This is a genomic window from Symbioplanes lichenis (assembly GCF_030709675.1).
Lineage (GTDB): Bacteria > Actinomycetota > Actinomycetes > Mycobacteriales > Micromonosporaceae > Actinoplanes > Actinoplanes lichenis.
In genome coordinates this window covers 564,505-585,123 of sequence record NZ_JAUZQD010000002.1, presented here as the reverse complement: position 1 = coordinate 585,123, position 20,619 = coordinate 564,505, and the positions used below count along the sequence as shown (strand labels likewise).

The 20,619-nt window shown below is 67.9% G+C and carries 15 protein-coding genes and 1 pseudogene; 5 read left to right on the top strand and 11 right to left on the bottom strand.

Annotated features, from left to right (window positions below):
- Positions 1-589: 589 nt before the first annotated feature.
- Positions 590-739: a hypothetical protein gene (locus RAN62_RS06570; protein ID WP_305783563.1), complete on the bottom strand. Its 150-nt coding sequence runs from the start codon at positions 737-739 to the stop codon at positions 590-592.
- Between the two features lie 378 nt (positions 740-1,117).
- A complete protein-coding gene (locus tag RAN62_RS06565; RefSeq protein WP_305783562.1) occupies positions 1,118-2,185 on the bottom strand; it encodes a hypothetical protein in 1,068 nt (355 codons plus the stop codon).
- A 197-nt stretch (positions 2,186-2,382) separates the two neighbouring features.
- Between RAN62_RS06565 and RAN62_RS06560 the strand changes: the two genes are divergently transcribed.
- From RAN62_RS06560 to RAN62_RS06550, 3 genes are all read left to right on the top strand, one after another.
- Entirely contained in the window at positions 2,383-3,528 is a 1,146-nt protein-coding gene (locus tag RAN62_RS06560; RefSeq protein WP_305783561.1) for a mandelate racemase/muconate lactonizing enzyme family protein, read from the top strand.
- Positions 3,525-4,478, top strand: coding sequence for a LeuA family protein (locus RAN62_RS06555; RefSeq protein WP_305783560.1), 954 nt, complete (start codon positions 3,525-3,527; stop codon positions 4,476-4,478). Before RAN62_RS06560 ends, RAN62_RS06555 begins: the two co-directional genes overlap by 4 nt.
- 75 nt (positions 4,479-4,553) lie before the next feature.
- Positions 4,554-5,972: an MFS transporter gene (locus RAN62_RS06550; RefSeq protein WP_438874471.1), complete on the top strand. Its 1,419-nt coding sequence runs from the start codon at positions 4,554-4,556 to the stop codon at positions 5,970-5,972.
- A gap of 234 nt (positions 5,973-6,206) precedes the next feature.
- Here RAN62_RS06550 and RAN62_RS06545 read toward each other — a convergent pair.
- The 4 genes and pseudogenes from RAN62_RS06545 to RAN62_RS06530 form a co-directional block, all read right to left on the bottom strand.
- Positions 6,207-8,183 (bottom strand): annotated as a pseudogene (locus tag RAN62_RS06545) (condensation domain-containing protein); the annotation flags it as partial.
- Positions 8,184-8,219: 36 nt separating this feature from the next.
- On the bottom strand, positions 8,220-9,791 hold the full coding sequence (locus RAN62_RS06540; protein WP_305783558.1) for an AMP-binding protein: 1,572 nt from the start codon (positions 9,789-9,791) through the stop codon (positions 8,220-8,222).
- Between the two features lie 61 nt (positions 9,792-9,852).
- A complete protein-coding gene (locus RAN62_RS06535; RefSeq protein WP_305783557.1) occupies positions 9,853-13,011 on the bottom strand; it encodes a non-ribosomal peptide synthetase in 3,159 nt (1,052 codons plus the stop codon).
- Between the two features lie 35 nt (positions 13,012-13,046).
- Positions 13,047-13,295 (bottom strand): phosphopantetheine-binding protein, encoded by a 249-nt coding sequence (locus RAN62_RS06530; RefSeq protein WP_305783556.1) that lies wholly within the window; start codon positions 13,293-13,295, stop codon positions 13,047-13,049.
- Between the two features lie 766 nt (positions 13,296-14,061).
- Between RAN62_RS06530 and RAN62_RS06525 the strand changes: the two genes are divergently transcribed.
- The gene (locus tag RAN62_RS06525; protein WP_305783555.1) at positions 14,062-14,970 is read left to right on the top strand and encodes a phytanoyl-CoA dioxygenase family protein; all 909 of its coding nucleotides are present in this window, start codon (positions 14,062-14,064) and stop codon (positions 14,968-14,970) included.
- Here RAN62_RS06525 and RAN62_RS06520 read toward each other — a convergent pair.
- The 5 genes from RAN62_RS06520 to RAN62_RS06500 are packed head-to-tail and all read right to left on the bottom strand — an operon-like array spanning position 14,908 to position 19,418.
- Positions 14,908-15,627, bottom strand: coding sequence for an HAD family hydrolase (locus RAN62_RS06520; protein WP_305783554.1), 720 nt, complete (start codon positions 15,625-15,627; stop codon positions 14,908-14,910). The genes RAN62_RS06525 and RAN62_RS06520 overlap by 63 nt on opposite strands.
- The gene (locus RAN62_RS06515; RefSeq protein WP_305783553.1) at positions 15,624-16,787 is read right to left on the bottom strand and encodes a hypothetical protein; all 1,164 of its coding nucleotides are present in this window, start codon (positions 16,785-16,787) and stop codon (positions 15,624-15,626) included. The genes RAN62_RS06520 and RAN62_RS06515 overlap by 4 nt, the downstream gene beginning before the upstream one ends.
- A 34-nt stretch (positions 16,788-16,821) precedes the next feature.
- Entirely contained in the window at positions 16,822-17,694 is an 873-nt protein-coding gene (locus tag RAN62_RS06510) for an SMP-30/gluconolactonase/LRE family protein (protein ID WP_305783552.1), read from the bottom strand.
- 16 nt (positions 17,695-17,710) lie between these two features.
- Entirely contained in the window at positions 17,711-19,018 is a 1,308-nt protein-coding gene (locus RAN62_RS06505; RefSeq protein WP_305783551.1) for a condensation domain-containing protein, read from the bottom strand.
- Complete coding sequence (locus tag RAN62_RS06500; protein WP_305783550.1) at positions 19,008-19,418, bottom strand: acyl carrier protein; 411 nt, start codon at positions 19,416-19,418, stop codon at positions 19,008-19,010. Before RAN62_RS06500 ends, RAN62_RS06505 begins: the two co-directional genes overlap by 11 nt.
- 55 nt (positions 19,419-19,473) lie before the next feature.
- Here RAN62_RS06500 and RAN62_RS06495 point away from each other — a divergent pair, with 55 nt between their 5' ends.
- Positions 19,474-20,598, top strand: coding sequence for a hypothetical protein (locus tag RAN62_RS06495; RefSeq protein WP_305783549.1), 1,125 nt, complete (start codon positions 19,474-19,476; stop codon positions 20,596-20,598).
- Positions 20,599-20,619 lie beyond the last annotated feature (21 nt).

Here is a 20,619-nt window from a genome sequence, read left to right as displayed (position 1 = left end):
CGATGCCTCTCTCACTGTTGTGATCGCGGAGACTGCCCACAGTCAAAGTGCACAGGGACGACAGCGGCGGGACCAACGTCTCGACCTGGGGTTTCGTCGGCGTCTCAGGCGGGAGAGCGCCATGATCGTCGCGGACTGTCGAGGTGCACGACATGCTGAGACATCGATCGGAGGCAGCATCCGGCCGCCCAGGGACAGCATTGCGGTGATGCCGCCGAGGTGTGTGCGGATGTTTACACGGCGGGGGCAATGCTGTTTGCTGACTTCAGCAGTCGGCCACGCTGACCGTCCAGACGGGAAAATCGTCTTGAATGATCTTGACTGGTTCCTTGGTCCGGAGTGGACTTTCATGCTGACGCGGCGCCGGCTCACCGACTCGGCTGTCCCGTCGTCGTCCCACACCGGCGAAGATGAACCCATCGTGTCCGCGGAGGACGATCGGGACGACACCGAGTCGTCCGGTCGTCCATCGGCCGGTCCGCCACAGCCTCTCTGAACCACAGAGGTGGGTGGCGCTGGTCTCCGTGCGTGGATCACCGTCGTCGACACGGACAGAGTCGTGAGGGCCGGCGCCTCGGCTGCGCCGGTGTCATTGCCGGCCGAGGCTCTCGTCGCTGTCGGCCTCGTCCAGCTGGGAACGCACCTTGTCGGACTCAGGGTGGTCGGCATGGGACACGATGTTCTGGAGGCCGGCCACGACGCCGCGGAGGGAGGACGGCGGTCTGTTGCTGCTGGGCATTCGGTGACCTTTCCTTCGACCGGTTACCACCGAGGAGCCGCGAGACGCGCAAATCGCTTGCGAAGAATGGATACGACCGTGCACGTCACCGGAACGTTGACAACCTTCTTGTGCCATTTGCGGGTTGCCTTCTTGGCGGCCACCCCGCATGACCGCTCGGCGAGGCGATAAAGAGAGAACCACAAGAACCGGCCCGGGGCCCACATAATTCGACAAACAGATCGATAGTCATCCATTTCATTGCTAGGCCGCGTATTCCCCGGGTGCGGAGAACCGCACGCAGTGACGGAAAGCATACGGTGGTGTCGGGGTGGCAGATCATCACCACGCGCAATCTAGCATCATTCATCGATGACCGTCACGCACCATGGGCAACAGTCACGCGTTCGCGTAGCCCTGCAGCAGGCCGTGCTCGACGATCGGGAGAATGTTCGCGCCTTCGCTCAGGAGAACCGGCTCAGCCAGCAGGCGGCGCAGCGGGCCCGTCGCCATCGTCCGCAGGGCCAGGCGGGGCATGTCGGTCCTCAGGCGCTGGCTGAGGTCATCATCGTCGGGCAGGTGTGCACGCAGAACGAACCCAGCGGCGAAGCCGCTCAACCAGAATTCTCGCCGCAGGTCGGCGCCGATGGCCGGCGTCCGGCGCGGTCGTACCTCGTCGGCCAGGGCATGGAGGGTGCGCAGGTCCCAACCTCGTCCCCGGGCCCAGCGGAAAACGGGATCTCGCTCCCACCGGCCCCTTCCGCCGGCGCGGGACAGCATGAAGGACACCAGGTCGTCCCGGGAGTGATAGGGCAACAGCGCGGGATAGGCGAGTTCGTCCGGGGTGCCGACGAGGGTGGTCTCCGGCGCCGGCAGCTGACCGGCGTAGCACGCCGACCGCCGGGGACCGCGGACTTTGCCGTTGGGCAGCAGGCTCGGAACCACCGGAACGTCGTGCTCGACCAGATTGGGCACCAGGACATAGGGGGTCTCGCCGCGTTGTTCCAGGTAGGACGCCAGTAGGAAGGCGTCTCGCCGCTCCGGCCCGCCCAGGGCGGCCTCCAGGTGATCCGCGAATCCGCGTGCCACCTCCGCCGGGAGGAGCACTGCGGGTGCGGGCATGAACTCGTCGACCACGGGTGCCCACGGGCACCCCGCGATGGCCGCGAGGCGGGCGGACTGCCCGCTCAGCGAAGCCCACTCCGCAAACAGTGAGAAGCAGGCGGACGGGCGTGCCCGGACCGCTGTTGTCAGCATGGCGGCGAAGTTGGCGCACGGCAGGACGTCGTCCTGCAGGACCAGATGATGGGTGGCGCCGGGAGCGATGCTGTTCCAGGCCCGTGCGGCCGTGCGCAGGGCCAGTTCCGGCGAGGGCTCGCCGTCGCCGCCCGTCACCACCCGCACGTCCATGTCGGACAGTGACGCCCGCACTCGGCTCGCACTCGCGACGCGCTCGACATGCGACATGATGACAACCGATACGGAGATGGGGTCCGGCCCCCCGCATACCGTTTGAGCACTGTGGACGTCAAACAAGATTGAATCCCGTCAAGTGGTGTTGAAATTTGACACGCAGTCCGGGTACAGTCGAAGTCATTGCGGTCACGGAGCGCAATTGTACTGGAGCACACCTTCCAGACTCCGAGAGCCTCTGAAAGGACGTCGTGAGCGCGCCGATCGATCACGTCGAAATTGCTGTCGTTGAGATTCCTTATCGAGTTCCGTACCGCACTGCTACGAACATCACCCCCAAGGGCAGGCACGTTGTCCTTCGTGTGGAGACGGCTGATGGAACAGTCGGATGGGGCGAGACGGGAATCATCTCCAGCGGATATCCCGCTCAGGGTGACGCTCCGGAAACAATAGCGGCGGTGCTGGAATCATATTTGGCCCCGATGCTCCTGGGCCGATCCGCGTGGGAACCGTTGGTGACGCTTTCCGCCGTGGACGGTGTCATTCGCGGTCATCTTTTCGCGAAGGCCGCGGTGGACCACGCGCTCTTGGACCTGCAGGGCAAGCTCCTCGGCGTCTCGCTCGCTGTGCAGCTGGGCGGGCAATTCCATGCGTCCTACGGTGTCAGCCGCAGCTTGCCGCTGGCCGAGCCGCAGCAGGTCGCCGCCCGCGCCCGCGATCTGCGCGACGAAGGATACGCACGTCTGACCCTCAAGGGGTCCGGGGACGTGGCCATGGATGTGGCCTGCTTCCGCGCGGTCCGCGAGGCGCTGGGTCCGGAGTTCGAGTTGGAGATCGATCCCAATGGATCCTATCAGGCCAATGACGCGATACGGATGATCCGGGCGCTCGAGGACTATGGGCTCCTTGCCGTCGAGCAGCCCACACCGGGCGCCGATGTCTGGGCGCTGGCTCAGGTGAGGGCGGCCGTGCAGATTCCCGTCATCGCCGACGAGAGCGTGTTCTCCGAGACCGACCTCCGCCACGTGATCTCCCTCGGCGCCGCCGACGTGATCTGCCTGAAACCCTTCAAGTCCGGCGGGGTCCTGGCTTCGCGCCGGCTGCAGCACGCTGCCGAGTGTTCCGGCCTGCAGGTCAGTACGGGCAGCATGCATCCCTTCGGCATCGGCACGGCCGCGTTGCACCACTTCGCCTCCAGCATCCCGGTCCTGGCCACCACGGGGTACGGCAGTCCGGCCGAGCGCTTCGTCGACGACATCGTCGACGAGGCCTGCTATTCCTTCAAGGAAGGCGTCGTCACGATCGGAACCGATCGTCCCGGCCTGGGTGTCGTGGTCAACGAGGACAAGGTGCGCAAGTACTCCTCGCGGCGGGCTGTCGTGAGCGCCCGCCGATGATCGCGGACCACATCATCGTCGTCGACTGCACCCTCCGCGAGGGCAACCAGTCTCCCGGCACCGCCTTCGATCCGGTCAACTCGGTAGTCGTGGCCGCGGCGCTGCACGCCGCCAATGTGCAGCACGTCGAAATCGGTCACCCCAGCGCCTCGGCGAACGAACGCGCCCGCACCGAAGCCGTGGTGAGAACTGGGTTGTTCACCTCCGTCATGGGCCACTCGCGGGCGCATGCATCCGACATACGGGCGGTCGCGGATACCGGCGCCTCGTGGGTCGGCATTTTTCTCGGCGTCAACGAATACTCCCAGCGCTTCCGGCTGCGACGGGATGCCGCCGAGATCATCAGCACGATCGGCCCGTCTGTGGCTCTGGCGCGCAGTCTCGGTCTGAGGGTGCGGTACACCGTCGAGGACGCTTCCCGGACGCCCTATCCGGACATGCTGAAGGCCTACCTCGTGGCCATCGACGCCGGAGCCGAACGCGTCTGCTTCGCGGACTCGGTGGGAATCTGCGACCCGGCCGAGGTCCGCAGCGTCATCTCCGCCTTGCGCCGAGACCTTCCGCCCGTCGATCTCGAAGTCCACTTCCATGACGACCGCGGGCTGGCGCTGGCCAACACGCTGGAAGCGATCGGATCGGGGGCGACGCATGTCTCGTCCTCCGTGAACGGCCTGGGCGAACGGTGCGGCATCGTGGATACGTGCATGCTCGTGGCGAACCTGCACCATCTCGGTGTCCCCTGCGGGGTGGACCCCGCAACCCTGTACGACCTGAGCCAGACTGTCGCCGAGGCTGCGGGCGACGATCCGGGGTTGCGCCGCCCCGTGGTCGGACGGCACAGTTTCACGCACACGGCTCGGTTGCATCAGGTCGCGGTGCGCCGGGAGCCGGCATGCTACAACTGGCGCCCGCCGGCTGAATTCGGGCGGTCCGCCACGATCCAGTCATGATCGCTTCGCCGGGCCGGCCGATCGGCCGCGCGGAAAGACATGTCACCGGTCCTTCCACACCCGCGGGTTGAAATCTTGCCAGTAAGCACCTTCCTCCGCCAGCTCGTACCGCCGGCCGGACCCGCCCGGGTCCTCGGCACCATTACCCTGGTCAATACGACCGGCTCCGGCCTGTGGATCACTTCCAGCGCCTTGTACGCCACAGTCGTGCTGGGACTGTCGGCCACGGAGCTGGGCGTCGCACTGACGTGTTCGGCACTGGCCTCGTTGCTGTCCAGCACACCGTTCGGATACCTGGCCGACCGGCGCGGACCACGGCTGCTGCAGGCCGTCTTCTACCTGTTGCTCGCCTCTTTCTCCGCAGCGATGATCTTCGCGCAGGGTTTCGTCGGCTTCCTCGTCGTGTCTGTGTTGACCGCTCTGGCCGATGCGGCGCAGCGCGGTGCGCGGCAAGCCCTGATCGCCGGACTGGTTCCGCGGGACGAGCGGGTTCGTACCCGCGCGATCTTCCGTTCGCTGGCGAATGTCGGTATCACCCTCGGGTCGGCGCTGGGCGGGATCGGATTGGCGGTCGGGACGCCCATGGTGTACCGCGTCCTCATCCTCGGCAACGCCCTCAGCTACGTCGTCATCGCGCTGATCGCGCTGCGTCTGCCGCATCTCGCGCCGATTCCCCACAAGCCCTCGGAACCCCGCCTCACCTCCCTCCGCGACAAGCCGTTCCTGGCGTTCGTCGTGCTGGACGGGCTGATGTCGATGCACGGAGGGATTCTTCAGATCGTCCTTCCGCTCTGGATAGTCCAATTCACCCGGGCCCCGCACTGGCTGATTGCCGCCTGCATGGTTCTCAACGCCGTCATGGTGGTGCTCCTTCAGGTCAGGATGTCGCGCGGCACCGAGGGCACCGCCGGCGCGGTACGCGCCATGCGCTGGTCCGGGCTGCTCGTCGCCGGCGCCTGCGCCATCTTCGCCCTGACGTCGCGCGGTCCTACTCCTCTCGTGGTCGCTCTCATCATCGGCGGTGTTGTTCTGCACGGCCTCGGTGAGTTGCGGCAGTCGGCCGCGGGCTGGGGACTGTCCTACGGCATGGCACCGCCTGACGCACCCGGCCAGTATCAGGCGACCTACGCGATGGGGGCCCAGCTGGGCCGCATGATCGCCCCCATGGTCCTGACCGCCCTGGTCCTGGTGTGGGGGCCACCGGGATGGCTGGCGCTCGGCCTGCTGATGCTCTTTCCCGCCGTCGCCATCGGTCCCGTCGTCGCGTGGCACCATCACCGGCGCGCGCGTGGTGCCGGGGACGGTTCTCATGACTCGTCCGCTGGTGCGGAGGTCTCAGGCAACGAGGTCCGTCAAAGCCTCGCCCACCCGCCGGATGTGATCTCCCCGGAGAACGCCGAAGTGGTCGGTGGCAGCCCGGACGGCCTTCGGAGCCGGCTTGATCCAGGACAGCCAGCTCCGCACGCCGGCGTCGTCGAGTTCGGCCGCGACTAGGAGGGCCTCCGTGGTGACGGGGGCATCGGCGACATAGGCAGCGCCGGCTGCCCATTGGCGGCGGAACGTGTTCCATCGCTGCGACAGGACGTCGGGCCGCACGTCATGGCCCGCCGTCCGCAGCCGGGCGGCGAGCGCGAGCAGGGCCAGTTCGACGTTGTCAGCGGAGACGGAAGGGGCCAGGTCCGCCGCCCTGCCGCCCAGCGACGCGCACACCATGACGACGAAGGCCCGGAGCTCCTGCAGGAGCGCATCCGGGTGGGTGACGGCGCCGGTGGGCGGTGCGGAGTCGATCACCACGAGGGCGGGAGCCGCAGCGTCGTACTGGAGGACCATCTCGTAACCCACGAGCCCGCCCACGGACCATCCGCAGATGACGTCGGGCCGTAGTCCTTCGGCGTCGAGGTCCTGGCGGTACCTCTGGGCCATGGTGGGCACCGTGCGGAGCGCCTCTCGCTCCTGCGACCAGGTGACGCGCCATCCGGACGGCAGTGCCGCGACGAGTTCACGAAAGTCGTTCGGTGTGCCGCCCGCGCCTCCGATCAGATGCAGGTGGTGCCCCTGGCCCTCCCGGACCGGCACCACGGTGCTCGCCGCCGTGGCCGGCTCGGAACGGTCCCGTCCGACCAGTTGGGCCACGATCTGGCCGTACGTCGGAGCAGCCAGCCAGGCCGGCAGGTCGAGGCTGACGTCGGCCCGTTCGGCCAGGGCTGCCACGAACATCACGGCGTTCAGGGAATGCCCACCGGCGGCGAAGAAATCGTCATCGGCGCTCTCCGGGGGAGACCCCAGCATCTCGGTCCACACCGTCGCGACCAGACCGGTCATGGACGACTCCGACAGGCTCTGTGCGGTGGGTGGGGCACCGGTCGGCTGCGGACGACGACGTACGGATCGGGTCGTCAGTGGCAGTGACACGATCGGATCCACCGGCGCGGCGCAGAGCACCGTTTCGATGTCCTGGAGCAGGGTGAGGATCGTGCTCTCCTCGAAGCGCACCGTGCTGTACTCCACCTCGGCCGTCAGGGCGCTGTCACTGTCCCAGTAGGTCAGCGCCAGGTCCGTCCGAGCGGTGCGGCTGGGGCTGGGGCGTTCGAACAGGGCCGTGTCCCCCAGGCTCACATCCTTCTGGGAGCCGATGTAGTTCAGCAGCACTGGGGTCGTGCCGCCGAAGTCTGTGCGGAGCTCCTCGGTGAGTGCCGCGAAGACCAGGGAGAACGGCGCCGCCTGATGCCGCAGGATGTCCACCACCCGGCTCCGGCACCGTTCGACCATCGTCGCGACCGTGTCCCACGCCGTGGCAACCTCCCGCACCACACAGTTGTTCGCCAGGTAACCGACCAGATGCTGGTCGGACCGGCTCATCCGGTTGGCCGTGATGACGCCCAGACTGACGTCCGGTCCGGCGCCGCCCCGCGCCAGAGTGATCATCAAGGCGGCCAGCATGACCGAGAAAGGGGTTCCCGCGGTTGCCTGTGCCAGCTCCGAGAGTCCTCGCACGGCCCGGGGGCTGAAGGCGAAGGTGACCATGGCTCCGGCCGATCCCGCCCCGGCATGCCGGTCGTGGTCGGGATGGACGGTGGTGGCGACCGCGCCGTCCAGGCGGCGTCGCCAGTAATCGATCTCCGACGGCCAGCCCCCCGCGGCACGGCGTTCCTCCTGCTCGGCGGCATAGTCCTGAAATCGTGGGGCGGCTTCGGCGAACGCGGCCGGAGCGGCCCGCGAGAAGCCCTCGTAGAGCACGGAGAGCTCGTCGAGAAGGATCTCGAGGGCCCATCCGTCGACCGCGGCGTGATGCCCGGCCAGCAGCAACTCGTCGCGGCCACCGACGCGAGTGACGACCAGACCCACCAGCGGAGCGTGATCGAGGGGGATCGGCCGATAGTGAATCTCCTCCGCCACGGCCTGGAAGAGGGCGTCAGGTGACACGTCCGTGGGATCGCCGAACTCGATCAGCTCGACGGCCGCCGGAGCATGCTTCACGAATCGCAGTCGCAGTGTCCCACCGTCGCGGTGGAACGACATCCGGAGCGCGTCGTGCCGGTCCACCAGAGCTTGATATGCCATTCGCAGGACCGCCACGTCGATGGGGGCGCCGGCCGCGAACCGCCGGGTGATGGTGTACATCGAGGCGTCCTCGGCGCGCTGACAGAGCCACCACAACGCCTCCTGCTGGGCGGTCGGGGCGGTCACGGCGAAATCGGGAGTCATCCTGCTGCTCCTTGCGATGTGGTCGGCCTCGCCGGGTCAGCGAAGAGGTGTGCCGAGCTCCGAGGCGAGATGTCTGCGGTCCACCTTGCCGACGGGGGTCAGTGGGATCGATTCGCGATGACGGATTTCCCGCGGACGCATGTAAGCGGGCAGCACGCTCAGGAGATGGGCGAACTCGGCGCCCGGAATTTCCTTGCCGGTGTACACGCCGTGCAGCTCGATCTCCCCGTCGTCGGCAGTCACGGCCACCACGACGACGGCCACCACCTCCGGATGCCCGCGCAGCACCGACTCGATCTCGCCCAGTTCGATCCGGTGTCCCCGGATCTTGACCTGGTCGTCGATACGCCCGAGATGGATCAGCGCGCCGTCTTCCAGGCAGCACCGGTCCCCGGTTCGGTAGTACGCACTGTCGGCGACCGTCTCGGCTGTGCCGTCGTCCTGAGCACCATCTACTGCCCGGACAGCGACGAAGCGCCCGCTGTTCTGAGCGGCGTTCAGATAACCGTCGAAACGCTGCACGCCGCGAATGCAGAGTTCGCCGTCGGATGGCACCGGCCGTTGGTCGTCGTCGAGGAGAATCCACTCCGCGCCGGGGAACATCGGCCCGAGCGGGACCGACCCGTTCGATGAACGGGGCCACCTCGAGCGGTCCTGGGGGAGCTGGTAGTCGGTGACGAAGACGGTGAGCTCTGTCGGCCCGTACGTGTTGTGGACGGTTGCGTTCGGGGCTGCGGCACACCACGCCTCAGCCTGATCGACGGTCAGTGTCTCCCCACCGAAGACCGCACAGCGCACGGTGGGCATGCTGCCTGGCGTGAGTGCCCGGAACTGCCGGGCGAAGGAAATGATCGACGGAACCGACATCCAGTGCGTCAACTTCCTGGCGTTCGCGTACCGGACAGGCGTGAAGACGTCGGCGGGCTCCGGCACGCACAACGTGGCGCCCGATCCCCAGGTGCCGAATATCTCGAGCAACGAAGCATCGAAGGACATCTCGAACATCTGGCTCGTCCGGCATCCGGGACCGAGCGCGTAGCGGTCGATGGCGTGTTCCAGGTAGGCCGAGATGCTCTCGTTCCGGATGGGAACGCCCTTCGGGCTCCCTGTCGTGCCGCTGGTGAAGATGATGTACGCGAGGTCCTTGGCGGCGGCACGGGTCACACCCGGAGTCCTCGGTCCGGGCATCCGGGCCGGCACCTCGGCGAGATCGAAACCTGTCATGTCCAGCAGGCGTGGACCCCGCGGTCCCTCGTGGACCTCCGTCAGGGCTCCGGAGGTCGCGTCGACGACCGTGATGTCGACTGCAGCCTCGTCGATGATGGCGTAATTGCGGATCGGCGGTGCGGCCGGGTTGAGCGGGACCACGGTGGCGCCCAGCCGCAGGGCGGCGACGTAGGCGACATAGCCGGGGAGGCCGCGCGATGTCAGCAGGCCGACTCGCGACGGGACACCGGCCGCGGCCGCACAGATGCGCTCCGCCATCCAGGCGGCGGCCCGATCCAGCTCGGCGTAGGTCAGCGCCGTGGTGCCGATCTCGAGTGCCACCGCGTGCGGATGGGAAGCCAGGGATGTCGCGAACCACCCGTACAGACTGCGTGATGTCATGACAGGATCCCAGCGGGAAGGCCGGCGAGGTGGTGCCACCCCGGCGGCGGCGGACGGCGCGTCATACGGTGCCCGACCGGTCACGGACGAGGCCGGCGAGAGCGGCAACAGTCGGGTCTCTGAAGAAGGCACCCACGTCGACGACAGCCCCGTACCGGTTCTCCATCCTCCCGAGGGCGACGAAGATGTTCAGTGAATGTGCCCCGTACTGCAGGAGCGACCGGCCGGGATCGATCGTGTCGACGCCCAGGATCTCGCCCCACAGCGCCGCGAGTTCCCGCTCGGTGTCGTCACGACAGGTGGCAGCGGACGGGGCGGCGGCGGTGTTCGCCTCGGCGATGAGTGTGTGCGAGAGACCGGCCAGCACGACGCGGTCGGTCTTGCCGGTTCCCGACACGGGCACGTGATCGATGTTGAAGATCCACTTCGGCAGCATGTACGCCGGAAGAGAGGCACCCAGTTTCCGGCGCACTTCGTCGTGGTCCGGGTTTGCTCCCGGCGCGGCCCGCAGAAAGAGAACGAGGTCGGCATCGGAGTCGGTGCGCCGGGCGACCGCAACCGCCTCCTGTACGCCGTCGACACCGGTGGCCGTCGTTTCGATCTCACCGAGTTCGACCCGGTAGCCGCGGATCTTGACCTGCGTGTCGAGCCGGCCGAGATAGACCAACACCCCGTCCTCGTCCCGGATCACGTAGTCGCCGGTGCGGTACATGCGGCCGCCGTCGCCGGCGAAGCGGTCCTCCACGAAACTGGCGGCGGTCCGCTCGGGGTCGTTCAGATAGCCGTCGGACAGGCAGCTCCCGGCGAGATACAGCTCACCGGGAACCCCGGGTGGCGCCAGGTGGCCGGTGGCGTCGACCACGTAGGTGACGACACCTGGCATCGGGCGGCCGATGGGGACGTGAGCCGGCCACTCGTGCTCGCCGGCCGGCAGATGATGAGCGGTGACCGCATGGGTCTCCGTGGGACCATAGATGTTGACGAGTTCGCAGTGCGGCATCTCGGCGAGGAATTTCCGCACGACGTCGTCGAGCACCAGCTGTTCGCCGCCGGCACAGATGTGACGCAGCTCCGGGAGGGCGACGCCGGCCCGGAGAGCCGACAACACGAACGGACGCAGCGCCGCGGTGGGCAGGAAGAGGTGACTGACCCGCGCCTCACGGACACGTTCCACCAGTGCCGGGAAGTCCCTGCGGTCGGCCGGTTCCCGGGCGACGACCACTCCGCCCGCTGCGAGGACGGGGAAGATCTCCAAGTACGAGACGTCGAAGGAGAGGGGCGCGTACTGGAGATACCGGGTGTTCTCGTCCTGCCGCAGCGCCGCGTGCTGCCACGCCGCCAGGATCAGCAGCGGGCCCTCGCCCATCAGCACGCCTTTCGGCCGGCCGGTCGAGCCGGAGGTGAACATGACGTAGGCGGGCCCGCGGGTGGGGTCTCGCCCGACCCGGGGCTTCCCGTTTCCCCGGACGGCGAGGTCCGGCGCCGTCATGGTCCGGACCCCCGCCAGCTCGATCCCCGCGCCGATCATGATGCGGCAGCCGGCGATCCGCACCATGGTGTCCAGCCGATCGACGGGCAGGGCCGGATCCAGCGGCACAAAGGTCGCGCCGCATCGGAGCACGGCGAGAATGGCGCTGACGGAATCACTCAGCCGGTCACCGGCGACGGCCACGAAGTCACCGGCCGACACGCCGGACTGCGCCAGTCCGGCCGCGATGTCCTCCGTCGCCGCCATGAGTTCGCGGTAGGTCAGCCGGCGGTCCTTCTCCTCGACCGCCGTGGCGTCGGGAAGGCGCCTGGCGGTGGCGTCGATCCAGTCGACGAGCCTGGCCCCGTCGGCCAGGCCCGCCGGCGGGCAGGGCACGGGCGGCAGCGGCTGGACGGCGTCGCGGAACAGATCGGCCACCGTGCGCGACGCGTCGTCGCAGGCACGGTCGAGGGCCTCGCGGAAGGAGTCGAGGATCTGCCGGGCTGTGGCCCCGGAGACGAGCGACGTGTCGTACTCGAGGTCGAAGCTCCACGTGTCGCCGATCCGGGAGGCGCCCAGCCACAGGTCGAACTTCGCCCATCCGGTGGCCGGCTCGTGGACGCCCGTGACCGCGTCGCCCGGCCGGTCGTCGCCGGTGTCCTGCATGGCCAGCAGGCATGAGAACAACGGGTTACGGTCGCCGGTGCGCTCGGGCTGGACCGCAGCGACCACGTCCTGCAGGGCGATGTCGGCCCTGGAGCGGCAGAAGTCGACGGCGTTCCGAACCGAGGTACCGAGAAACTCCTTGACGGTACTCGCCCACGGGATCTCCACCATGACCGGGAGGGTGTTGACGAAGAAACCGCAGAGATCGTAGGAACCAACCGTGCGTCGCGCGTTGAACGGGCTGCCGACCAGCACGGTCGACACTCCGCCGTGCCGCCCGAGCACCGCGCCGAAGACTCCGGTCAGAAATGTGTAAGGGCTGACGGCCAGGCTCCGGCAGGCCCGGTCGAACGTCGCACTCTCCAGCGGATCGAGGCGCAGGGGCCGGCGCGCCCCTCGGTGACTCGGCTCGGCCGGTCGATGGGGACCCGGTGCCAGGACGAGCGGCGGAACCAGGCGTAGTTCTCGGGACCAGTCCGCCAGCAGGCCGGGAAGGTCCCGCAGCGTGCGTGCCTCCGCCTGCGCCGACAGCTCTCGTACGTAGGCGGCGTCCCGCTCGGCCCCGCGCGTGTGGAGGTCGTTCTGCGTTCGGTGGCCGGTCAACGTTTCCTCGAGATCGCGCATGAGAGGACCGAGCGACATGCCGTCGAAGACCACGTGGTGGAGACACAGCACGATCCTCGCCGCGCTGCCGTCACGGGTGCTCACGTAGCCGAAACGGTACGGCGGCCCGATGGTGAGATCGAAGGGTTGCCGCGCGAGTTCGTCGATGAGCAGGGCGGTCGCACGCTCGTAGTCCGGGTGCTCGGCAGTGTTCCGCATGATGGTGACGTCGCCCGGCTTCGGACGTGGGCCGAGCCAGGTAGTGATGTCCGGCTGAAGCCGGAACACCTGGCGCAGAGCGGGTTGCAAGAAGACGAGGTCGATGATTGCCGACCTGACTCGTTCGAACGGCGTCCCCGCGGCGAGTTCGAACTGAACGATCTGGTTGTAGACCTCGGGGCGCTGGAGCCAGCGGTCCGCCACCAGCAGACCCCTCTGGGAAGCAGCGACCGGAAAAGTGACGTGCTGTTGCCCGTCGGGCATGGTGCGCTCCATCGTGTGGCGGGAACGGGACGGTGTCAGACCGGGGGATCGGCCGGCGGGGCCGAGGCCAGCTGACGTAGCCATGCCTTGAGCTCACCGACGGTACGGATCGCCGCCAGCTGCGAGGCGTCGATCTCCGTGTCGTTCGACGGAGCCACCTGCACCGCGAGGCGCAACAGCGTCAACGACTCGATCCCAGCCTCGTTCAGAAGGGTGGAGTCGTCGAAGGCGCCGTCGGCGTGCCTGGCAATTCTTTCGTCGAGGCCTTCCCACGTGAACGACATGGCGATTCATCCTCTTGTTCACTGTGAGTTGCGGGGTCGAGAAGCGGCGTTCTGGCCCGCGCGGTGTCCCGCTCCGGCGATAAGACGCGGGTCATCGGCCAATCGACCATATCCTGTGTCGGCCGAGGTGCGGAAGGCGACAAGCCGAATTGGCTGACATCATTCTAATCCGATGTCGGTCGCTCCGGGTGCACCCGGGGAAACGTCGGTGCGTTCCGGAGGCTTTCGTTGCTGGTGAGACCCCTTGAGGCGCGCACTCCGGCAGTCCGGCGGGAGAAGACATGGATCGATCCCTTGCGGACACTCACCGTCCTCCTTACTATCTGTCTAGGCCCGTCGTCGACGTGTACGGCACAGTCCGAATCGCCGGGCCGGCGGATCATCGCTACCGTCGGAGCCGTGGTCGCATTCGGTGCGACCTGGTCGATGTCTTCCCGCCGGCATTTTTGTGGCACCTGTCAATGGCTTTCGGAACGTCGTCCGGGAATCGCGCCGAATCGGGGGAGATGTGCGCAGCGGATGCTCCTGACCAGCACCTGAACAGGATCTGACCGGCTCCGGCCGGGGACGCGTGGGGCACCGCCGGACGTCACAGCGCGCTGGGCCGCATTTCCTGGAGCATCGGCGCGCCCGGGGCTTCGGCAAGCGGCGATCACTTTTCCGTCACATGATTTCCCCGTGGACATCTGCCCGTCAGGACCGAGACAGGCGGAACGGCACCGTGTTTCCGAATCAGCCGTTCACCACTCACGAGAGGAACAGCTTCGTGGACGTACTGGAAAAAGCTGCACAGGATTATGCGACCCAGGGCTTCGCCATCATCCGCAATGTCGTTCCGCCGGATCTCCTCGAAGAGACCCGCAGTCACGTCGAGTGGCTTTCGCGCAAGTACCCCGACCTGCGTCCCGAGCATTTCCACCACCCGCTGATACGTAACGACGCATTCTGGGTCCGGCTGGTGACCGATCCCCGGCTGGCCAGGATCGGGCAACATTTCCTCGGCCCGGACATCGCCTGTTTCACGGCTCACTACATCTGCAAGCCGCCCCGCACCGGTCAACCGGTCCTGTGGCACCAGGACGGCGCTTACTGGAAATTGACACCGATGGAGGCGCTGACGGTGTGGGTGGCTGTGGACGAGAGCACCACGGAGAATGGCTGCCTGCGCATCATCCCCGGTAGCCAGGAGATCCCGCTCTACAAACCCTCGTCCCGCACCGACACGCCGAACATGCTCTATTCGTCCGCCGACCAGCAGCTGGTCGACCGGTGGGCCGAGGAGCGCGGGATCGTGGACATCGAGCTGAATCCCGGTGATGTGTCGATCCACCACCCCCACATCCTGCACTGCTCGGAGGCCAACACGTCAGCGAAGCGTCGCTGCGGGCTCGACATCGGTTACATCTCGACGTCGACCCGGATCAGCAGTGACGGCCTGTACCTCGACCCGATCCTGGTCAGCGGCCAGGCGAGGGAAGGAATCAACAAATACCGGCGGTACCCGCTGTACGAGCCCGGCGAGTCCATCCCGTTCAGCGGTCACGAGGACTGGAACACACGCCTCCACGGAGGAGCTGCCCACCTCGCTGATCCCGGTGTGCCGGCTGATGAATCACCGCTCGCGACGACCCAGCGGATGATCGCCCGCCTCAGGGAGGGCACCGTCGCTCAGTGACGGCTGTCGTTCGCGCACCCCGGTGACACCCCGGTCCGGCAGCTCGGTCAGTGTGGTGATCAGCCCTCGCCAGACCGGATCGCTGTCGAGCCCGATGCGGGATCCCTTGCGCAGCATGGCTATCGGCCCGCGCTCGAGGTACAGGTACGGCATGCCCGCTCGCGCGGCGGCCTTGCCGGTGGTGTCGAGCCTGTGGCTGACGAAGACCGTGCCGGGACCGGTTTGTGCCGCCAGGCCGGCGAAGAACCGGGGCTCGGCACTTCGTGCGCCGAGGTCGGCCGACGACAGCACGGCATCGACCGGCAGAGCCAGGGCGCGCAGCTCGGCCTGCTCGGCGGCTGTCATGTTCCCGGCGATCAGTACCGCGTGGCCCTGTCCTACCAGCGCGCTGATCGCCGGGAACACGTCCTTGTGGAGGGTGTCGCGGGTCAGCCGGACCGAGTCGCCGGCTGCGCGCCGCCGCTCGATCTCCTCGTCGATGTCGAAGCCGGGCCGGAGGACGGCGAAGACCTCCTTGAAGGGCCGCCCTCGCTCGAGCAGGCCCCCCAGGGTGGCGATCAGGGTGAAGGGCGGCACGTCCATCCACTTCGCCCAGGTGAACCACTGCTCCGTCTCGTCGACGATGGTCTCTCCGGTGTCGAGGACAAACGTGGTCATGCGGCAACGTCCGCTAACGCGTCGGCGCCGGTGGTCTCGTGGCGGCCGGCCGCTCCTGCGGTGACAGCAGCCGCCAGCAGTGGCGCCACGCGGCGGGGCAGAGACAGCAGGAGCCGGTTGCTGAGGACACGCCGGAACGGCCCGGCCGCCATGGTTTGCAGCGCGGCGAGCGACACCGCCGATGTCACATCCGGGTACCCCGCGCGGCCGTTACCGGCGTCGGCGACCGTCCAGCCCGTGGCAAGTGCGCCGAGCACCGACTCCTTGAGCGAGTCGTAACCGACGGGCTGGTCGCTGACCTCGATGCCGCTGTCCCGGACCAGCTGCCGGAACATCGCGTCGAGACGGTCCAGCGACCAGCCGTGCCGTCCGAACCAGGCGAACACCGGCTCGGTTCGCCACCCGTATGCGGCGTCGCGGTCGAAGCAGATGCTCGCCACCAGGTCGTGGGGAGAGTGATACGGCAGGTTGTCCGGGAGCCGCAGGACGCCCTCGGCCCAGCGCGGCGGAGGTTCCGGGTCGTTCGAGAAACAGGCCGTTCGGCGCGGGCCGCGGACCTTGCCGTTGGGCAGCAGACTGGGCTGTGGTGGATCGTCGTGCTGCACCAGGTTCGGCACGCACACCATGGCTTGCTCGCCGACCGACTCCAGGAAATGCAGGAGCAGGAACGCGTCCCGTCGTTCGCCCTGCGCGATCCGAGCGGCCAGGAAGTCGCCGAACTCCCGAGCGCGGCCGGCCGGCATCAGAACTGCCGGTGCCGGTAGCCACGGGTCCGCGACCGGAGCCCAGCCACAGCCGCTGAACGCCGCGAGACGGATGGTCTGCGCGGTCTTCGAGCCCCATTCCGAGAAGAGCGAGAAACTCCTCGCCGGATCGGCGTCGATGGCGCGGGCCAGCTTCTCGTCGAACGCCGGGCTCAGGACGACGTCGTCCTGCAGCACCAGATGATGAGTCGCTCCGGGGTCCACCGAGCGCCAGGCCCGCAGAGCGGTCGCCAGGGCGCCGTCCGGTGAGGGTGCCGCGTCGGCGTCCTCCACGGCCTCGAAGTGGATGCTCGGACAGGACTGGCGAAGACGGTCCAGCAGCGGACGGCGGGAGGGATGAGTCATCACCACGGCGGAGAGACGATAGCGGCTCGACGCGGGCGGATCCTGTTCCATGACTGCTCCTGTTCAGAACGCGAGAGTGGAAACGTCAGCCCCGGAACGGGAAGTCGGGCCGGCCGCGTACCCCGGGGCGGCAGCGGAAGATTCCACCGGCCGCCGGATGCCGGGCCTTCTCTGCGGCGTCCAGGTCGATGGCAGCCGTGGTGATGTAGAGGTCGTCCCAGTCAGCGCCGCCGAACGCGAGACTGGTCACCTTCCGTGCCGGCACCGGGATCATGAGATCCAGGAGGCCCTCCGGGGTGTATCGCCGGACCGTCCCGCCCCCGAAGGAGGCGATCCACACCCCGCCCTCGGCGTCGACCGTCAGGCCGTCGGGCTCACCGTCCTCCGCGGAGAGCTCGGCAAAGGCCCGTCGCCCGGACAGAGTGCCGGTCCCCAGATCGAAGTCGAACACGTCGACGCGTCCGGTCTTGCTGTCGTTGTAGTACATCAGTGTGTTGTCGAGGTTCCACCCGATGCCGTTGGAGATGCTGACGTCGCGCAGCACCTGCCGGCACGAGAGGTCGGGCTCGACGCAGTAGAGGCTGCCCGCCCCGGTGGTCGTGTCATGCGCCATCGAACCGACCCACAGCCGGCCGAGAGCGTCGCACGTGCCGTCGTTGAGTCGATTTCCCGGCACGTCGGCCTCGATCGGGCAGACCATCTCGGGCGTGCCGTGCTCGTCCCACGTGGCGAGCCCGGAGCCCAGCGCAAGCACCACGCCGCCCGCGGAGCGCCGTAGCGCCGCGCCGACCGGTTCACCGGCCTCGTGAGCCGTGAGGCTGTCGTCCAGCGGGCCGTAGCGGTACAGCGTTCCGGCAACGATGTCGACGAATATCAGTTGCTGCCGGGCCTGGTCCCACCAGGGTGATTCGCCGAGCTGGGCGTGCAGATCGATGACAAGTTCGACGTCGAGGGTCATATCGTCCTCCGGGCTCTCACAGCTGTCTGCCGAGCAGGTGTTCCAGGTCTCCGACGCGGGCACCACTCGCCGCGCACACCAGAGCTTCCGCCATGGCTTGCAGGAGCGCCGGGATCCGATCGGCGGTCAGGACCTCCGTGTCGGCGAGCAAGCGGAGCCGGAAGGTGCGGCCGATCTGCTGCAGCACCAGGAAGCGCCGGAGATCCAGCCGCGCCCAGTGGCCGATCCGGCGCAGGCCCGCGGGAGGCCGGCCCGGCTGGTCGGAGGGATGCTCGCTCCGCGCGTCGTTGAAGAAGGTCAGGATCTTCCCGGGCGGCCGTACCGTGCGCTCGGGTGCCCCCATCGCGGCGGCCAGCAGCGCCGGATCGTACCTGCCGTCGGCGTAGGCGTTCAGTGCTTCCCGGTGCACCTCGCGGACGAGATCGTCGAAGGTGCCGGTCCGAAGCTCGACGGACATCGGCGTGTCCTGGGCCATCGGGCCGAGGTAGTGACGTTCACGGTCGCGGTGCCGGTTACCGGAGATGAGCGTGAGGGCCACCGTGGAACGCCCGTCCAGCAGGCCGAGAGCGAGGCACCAGATCGCGAGCACGACGCTCGCGGGGGAGGTCTCGGTCCGTTCCGCCGTTGCGCCGATCGCGTCGGAGGCGGTCGCGGACTCCAGACTCCACTCGACGAACCGGTCGGCACGCTCGGGTGCGGGGGGAGAGGCGACCACCGGTGTGTCCGCGAGCACCGTCGTCCACCGGGTGATCGCCCGCTCAGTGCGGCGGCCGCTGGAGGACGCACCCTCGGCGGCCGCTTGCATTCGGGGCTGCCAGGGCGGCCTGTCGGTGAGCGCATCCAGGCCGCCGGGGCTGCTCAGCCACCGGCTCAGCAGACTCAAGGCGTACGCGTCCACGGCGAAATGTGACACCGCGAGGGCCAGGAGCGCGTCGTTGCCGGGCGCCCGGATCACGCTGCAGCGGATCGGCGGCTCGGCCGTCAGGTCGAACGGCTCCCGCGCGAGTCGCGCGGCGGCGGCCCGGGCGTGCTCGGCCTGGTCGCCGGCGTCCACCGGCGTCGCGATGTCCACCCGGATCCGCTCGGGGCTGATGATCCGCTGGGTGGTGAGCGGCTCGCCGGCCTCGGAGATCACGGTACGCAGGCTTTCGTTCGTCTCGGCGAACCGCCACAGCATGCGGCGGGCGAGGTCGTCGTCACCCGTGGGGAGCGGGATCACTCGGCGGATGGTGAAGTAACGACCCTGGCCGCCCAGGTCGCCGATGGTGCCCAGAATTGCTTTCTGTCCCCACGTCAATGGAATGAGCGGCAGATCATGCGGCACCGTTGGCCCCGGCTTCCGCCAAAGCCATGACGGCCCGTGGTGTGGGGTGTGAATAAAGATCGTCGACGGTCACATACACATCGAGAATGTCACCCATGACTTCCAGCAGCTCGAGTATCTGAAGCGACTCCGCATGGAGGTCGTCGAACACGTTGTCGTCCGGGTCGATCGTGCGGCCGAACACTGACTCCCAGCCCTGCAGAACCGCATCAAGCACAAATTCCGCCTCTCCTCGAAATAGGCTGTCGACGGTGCGGCGCAGCCGCCGCGGCCGACTCCTGTGTGGCGCGATGTGCGCTGCTGGCGGCACCTTCGCGCGCGCCGCGCGAGCCGCCTGGTGATCCGCTCGGACGGAGCGTCGCCCGAGGGTGGCACCAATGCCGAAGTGGCTTTTTCGCACGGCCCGAGTATGGCACAGTTGACCGGCCTTCCGGTAGATACTATGGTCCGGCGTCATGGTCATCAAGTCGCCCCGAGGTTTGTCGGACAGCGTTCGTATATCTGCAATGATCATGGGGGTCAGGGGCCGCAGTCATTACATCGAAGGATTGCGAAAAAGTATGACCGGCATCGATACCGGAATTTCTTATGAGCACACCGTCGACCCGCATCCGACGGCGTGGCAATCGGCGGCCGCGGCATGGTCCGGCGTTGCCGATTCGGCCACTCATCACCTGGTCGTCCAGGATGACGTCGAGCTCTGCGCGAACTTCGTCGACGTGGTGCACGAGGCGGCCCGCATGTTCCCGGACTGTGCCGTCTCCTTCTTCGCCGAGTGGGGTTGCAAGACGGCTTCCCTGATCCGCGTGGCCGCCCTGATGGGGGCCGGCTGGGTGGAGGGAGTCGACAAGTACGTTCATACCCAGGTGCTCCTTCTTCCCGCCGCGGCCGCCCGGGCCCTGGGCCGTCATCTGTCGGCACATGACGACCACTCGGAGCCGGAAGACGTGCTCGTGCTGAGATTTCTGCGGCAGGAGGGTCTGCGACACCTGGTCCCGTCGCCCAACCTCGCTCAGCACCGGGATCTGCCGAGCCTGACCGGTAACACGTGGCAGGGTCCGCGGCTGTCCGTCCAGTACGACCCGGCCGGCGCTCTCCCGCCCGGGGCGACGGTCGAAGGCGTGCCGGTCCTGCCGTTCTACCAATGGCGGGCCGGCAAGACGTGGCTGCTGGTGCGAAACGGGACGGACGCCGACGAGTGGCACCGCGAGTCCCTGAGTCCGGTCCTCAAAGGACTCGGCTGGTCCGGAGCAAACACTGTGGACACGTTGCGCGAAGTGGGATTGGTCATGTCGGATCTCCCTCCGGGGCCGGCCGGGCATCTGGCCGGGGTGGTTGAGATGGCTGTGGGAATCACCATGACCGCTGCTGCTCTCGCGCCGGTCGACCGGCTCTCCTTCGGCCCGGGATCGCCGGCCGATCAGGCGTTCGCGACCCTGGGCGACGGGGCTCTGCGCGCGTTGATGTCGCCCGGCGAGCTCGACGCGGTCCGCGGCCCGGTCCGGGCGGCGGTGGGAAATGCGGTCCGGGCTGCCATGATGCGGCTTGCCGAGGGCGGACTCGGACCGCTTGGTCGTTGATCGGGTCCCGGGCACCGGTCC

What these genes read in the sequence shown, in the direction of transcription:
- RAN62_RS06570 (WP_305783563.1), bottom strand. Translation starts at nt 739, where the DNA reads ATGCCCAGCAGCAACAGACCGCCGTCCTCCCTCCGCGGCGTCGTGGCC.
- RAN62_RS06565 (WP_305783562.1), bottom strand. Translation starts at nt 2,185, where the DNA reads ATGTCGCATGTCGAGCGCGTCGCGAGTGCGAGCCGAGTGCGGGCGTCA.
- RAN62_RS06555 (WP_305783560.1), top strand. Translation starts at nt 3,525, where the DNA reads ATGATCGCGGACCACATCATCGTCGTCGACTGCACCCTCCGCGAGGGC.
- RAN62_RS06540 (WP_305783558.1), bottom strand. Translation starts at nt 9,791, where the DNA reads ATGACATCACGCAGTCTGTACGGGTGGTTCGCGACATCCCTGGCTTCC.
- RAN62_RS06535 (WP_305783557.1), bottom strand. Translation starts at nt 13,011, where the DNA reads ATGCCCGACGGGCAACAGCACGTCACTTTTCCGGTCGCTGCTTCCCAG.
- RAN62_RS06530 (WP_305783556.1), bottom strand. Translation starts at nt 13,295, where the DNA reads ATGTCGTTCACGTGGGAAGGCCTCGACGAAAGAATTGCCAGGCACGCC.
- RAN62_RS06520 (WP_305783554.1), bottom strand. Translation starts at nt 15,627, where the DNA reads ATGACCACGTTTGTCCTCGACACCGGAGAGACCATCGTCGACGAGACG.
- RAN62_RS06515 (WP_305783553.1), bottom strand. Translation starts at nt 16,787, where the DNA reads ATGGAACAGGATCCGCCCGCGTCGAGCCGCTATCGTCTCTCCGCCGTG.
- RAN62_RS06510 (WP_305783552.1), bottom strand. Translation starts at nt 17,694, where the DNA reads ATGACCCTCGACGTCGAACTTGTCATCGATCTGCACGCCCAGCTCGGC.
- RAN62_RS06495 (WP_305783549.1), top strand. Translation starts at nt 19,474, where the DNA reads ATGGTCATCAAGTCGCCCCGAGGTTTGTCGGACAGCGTTCGTATATCT.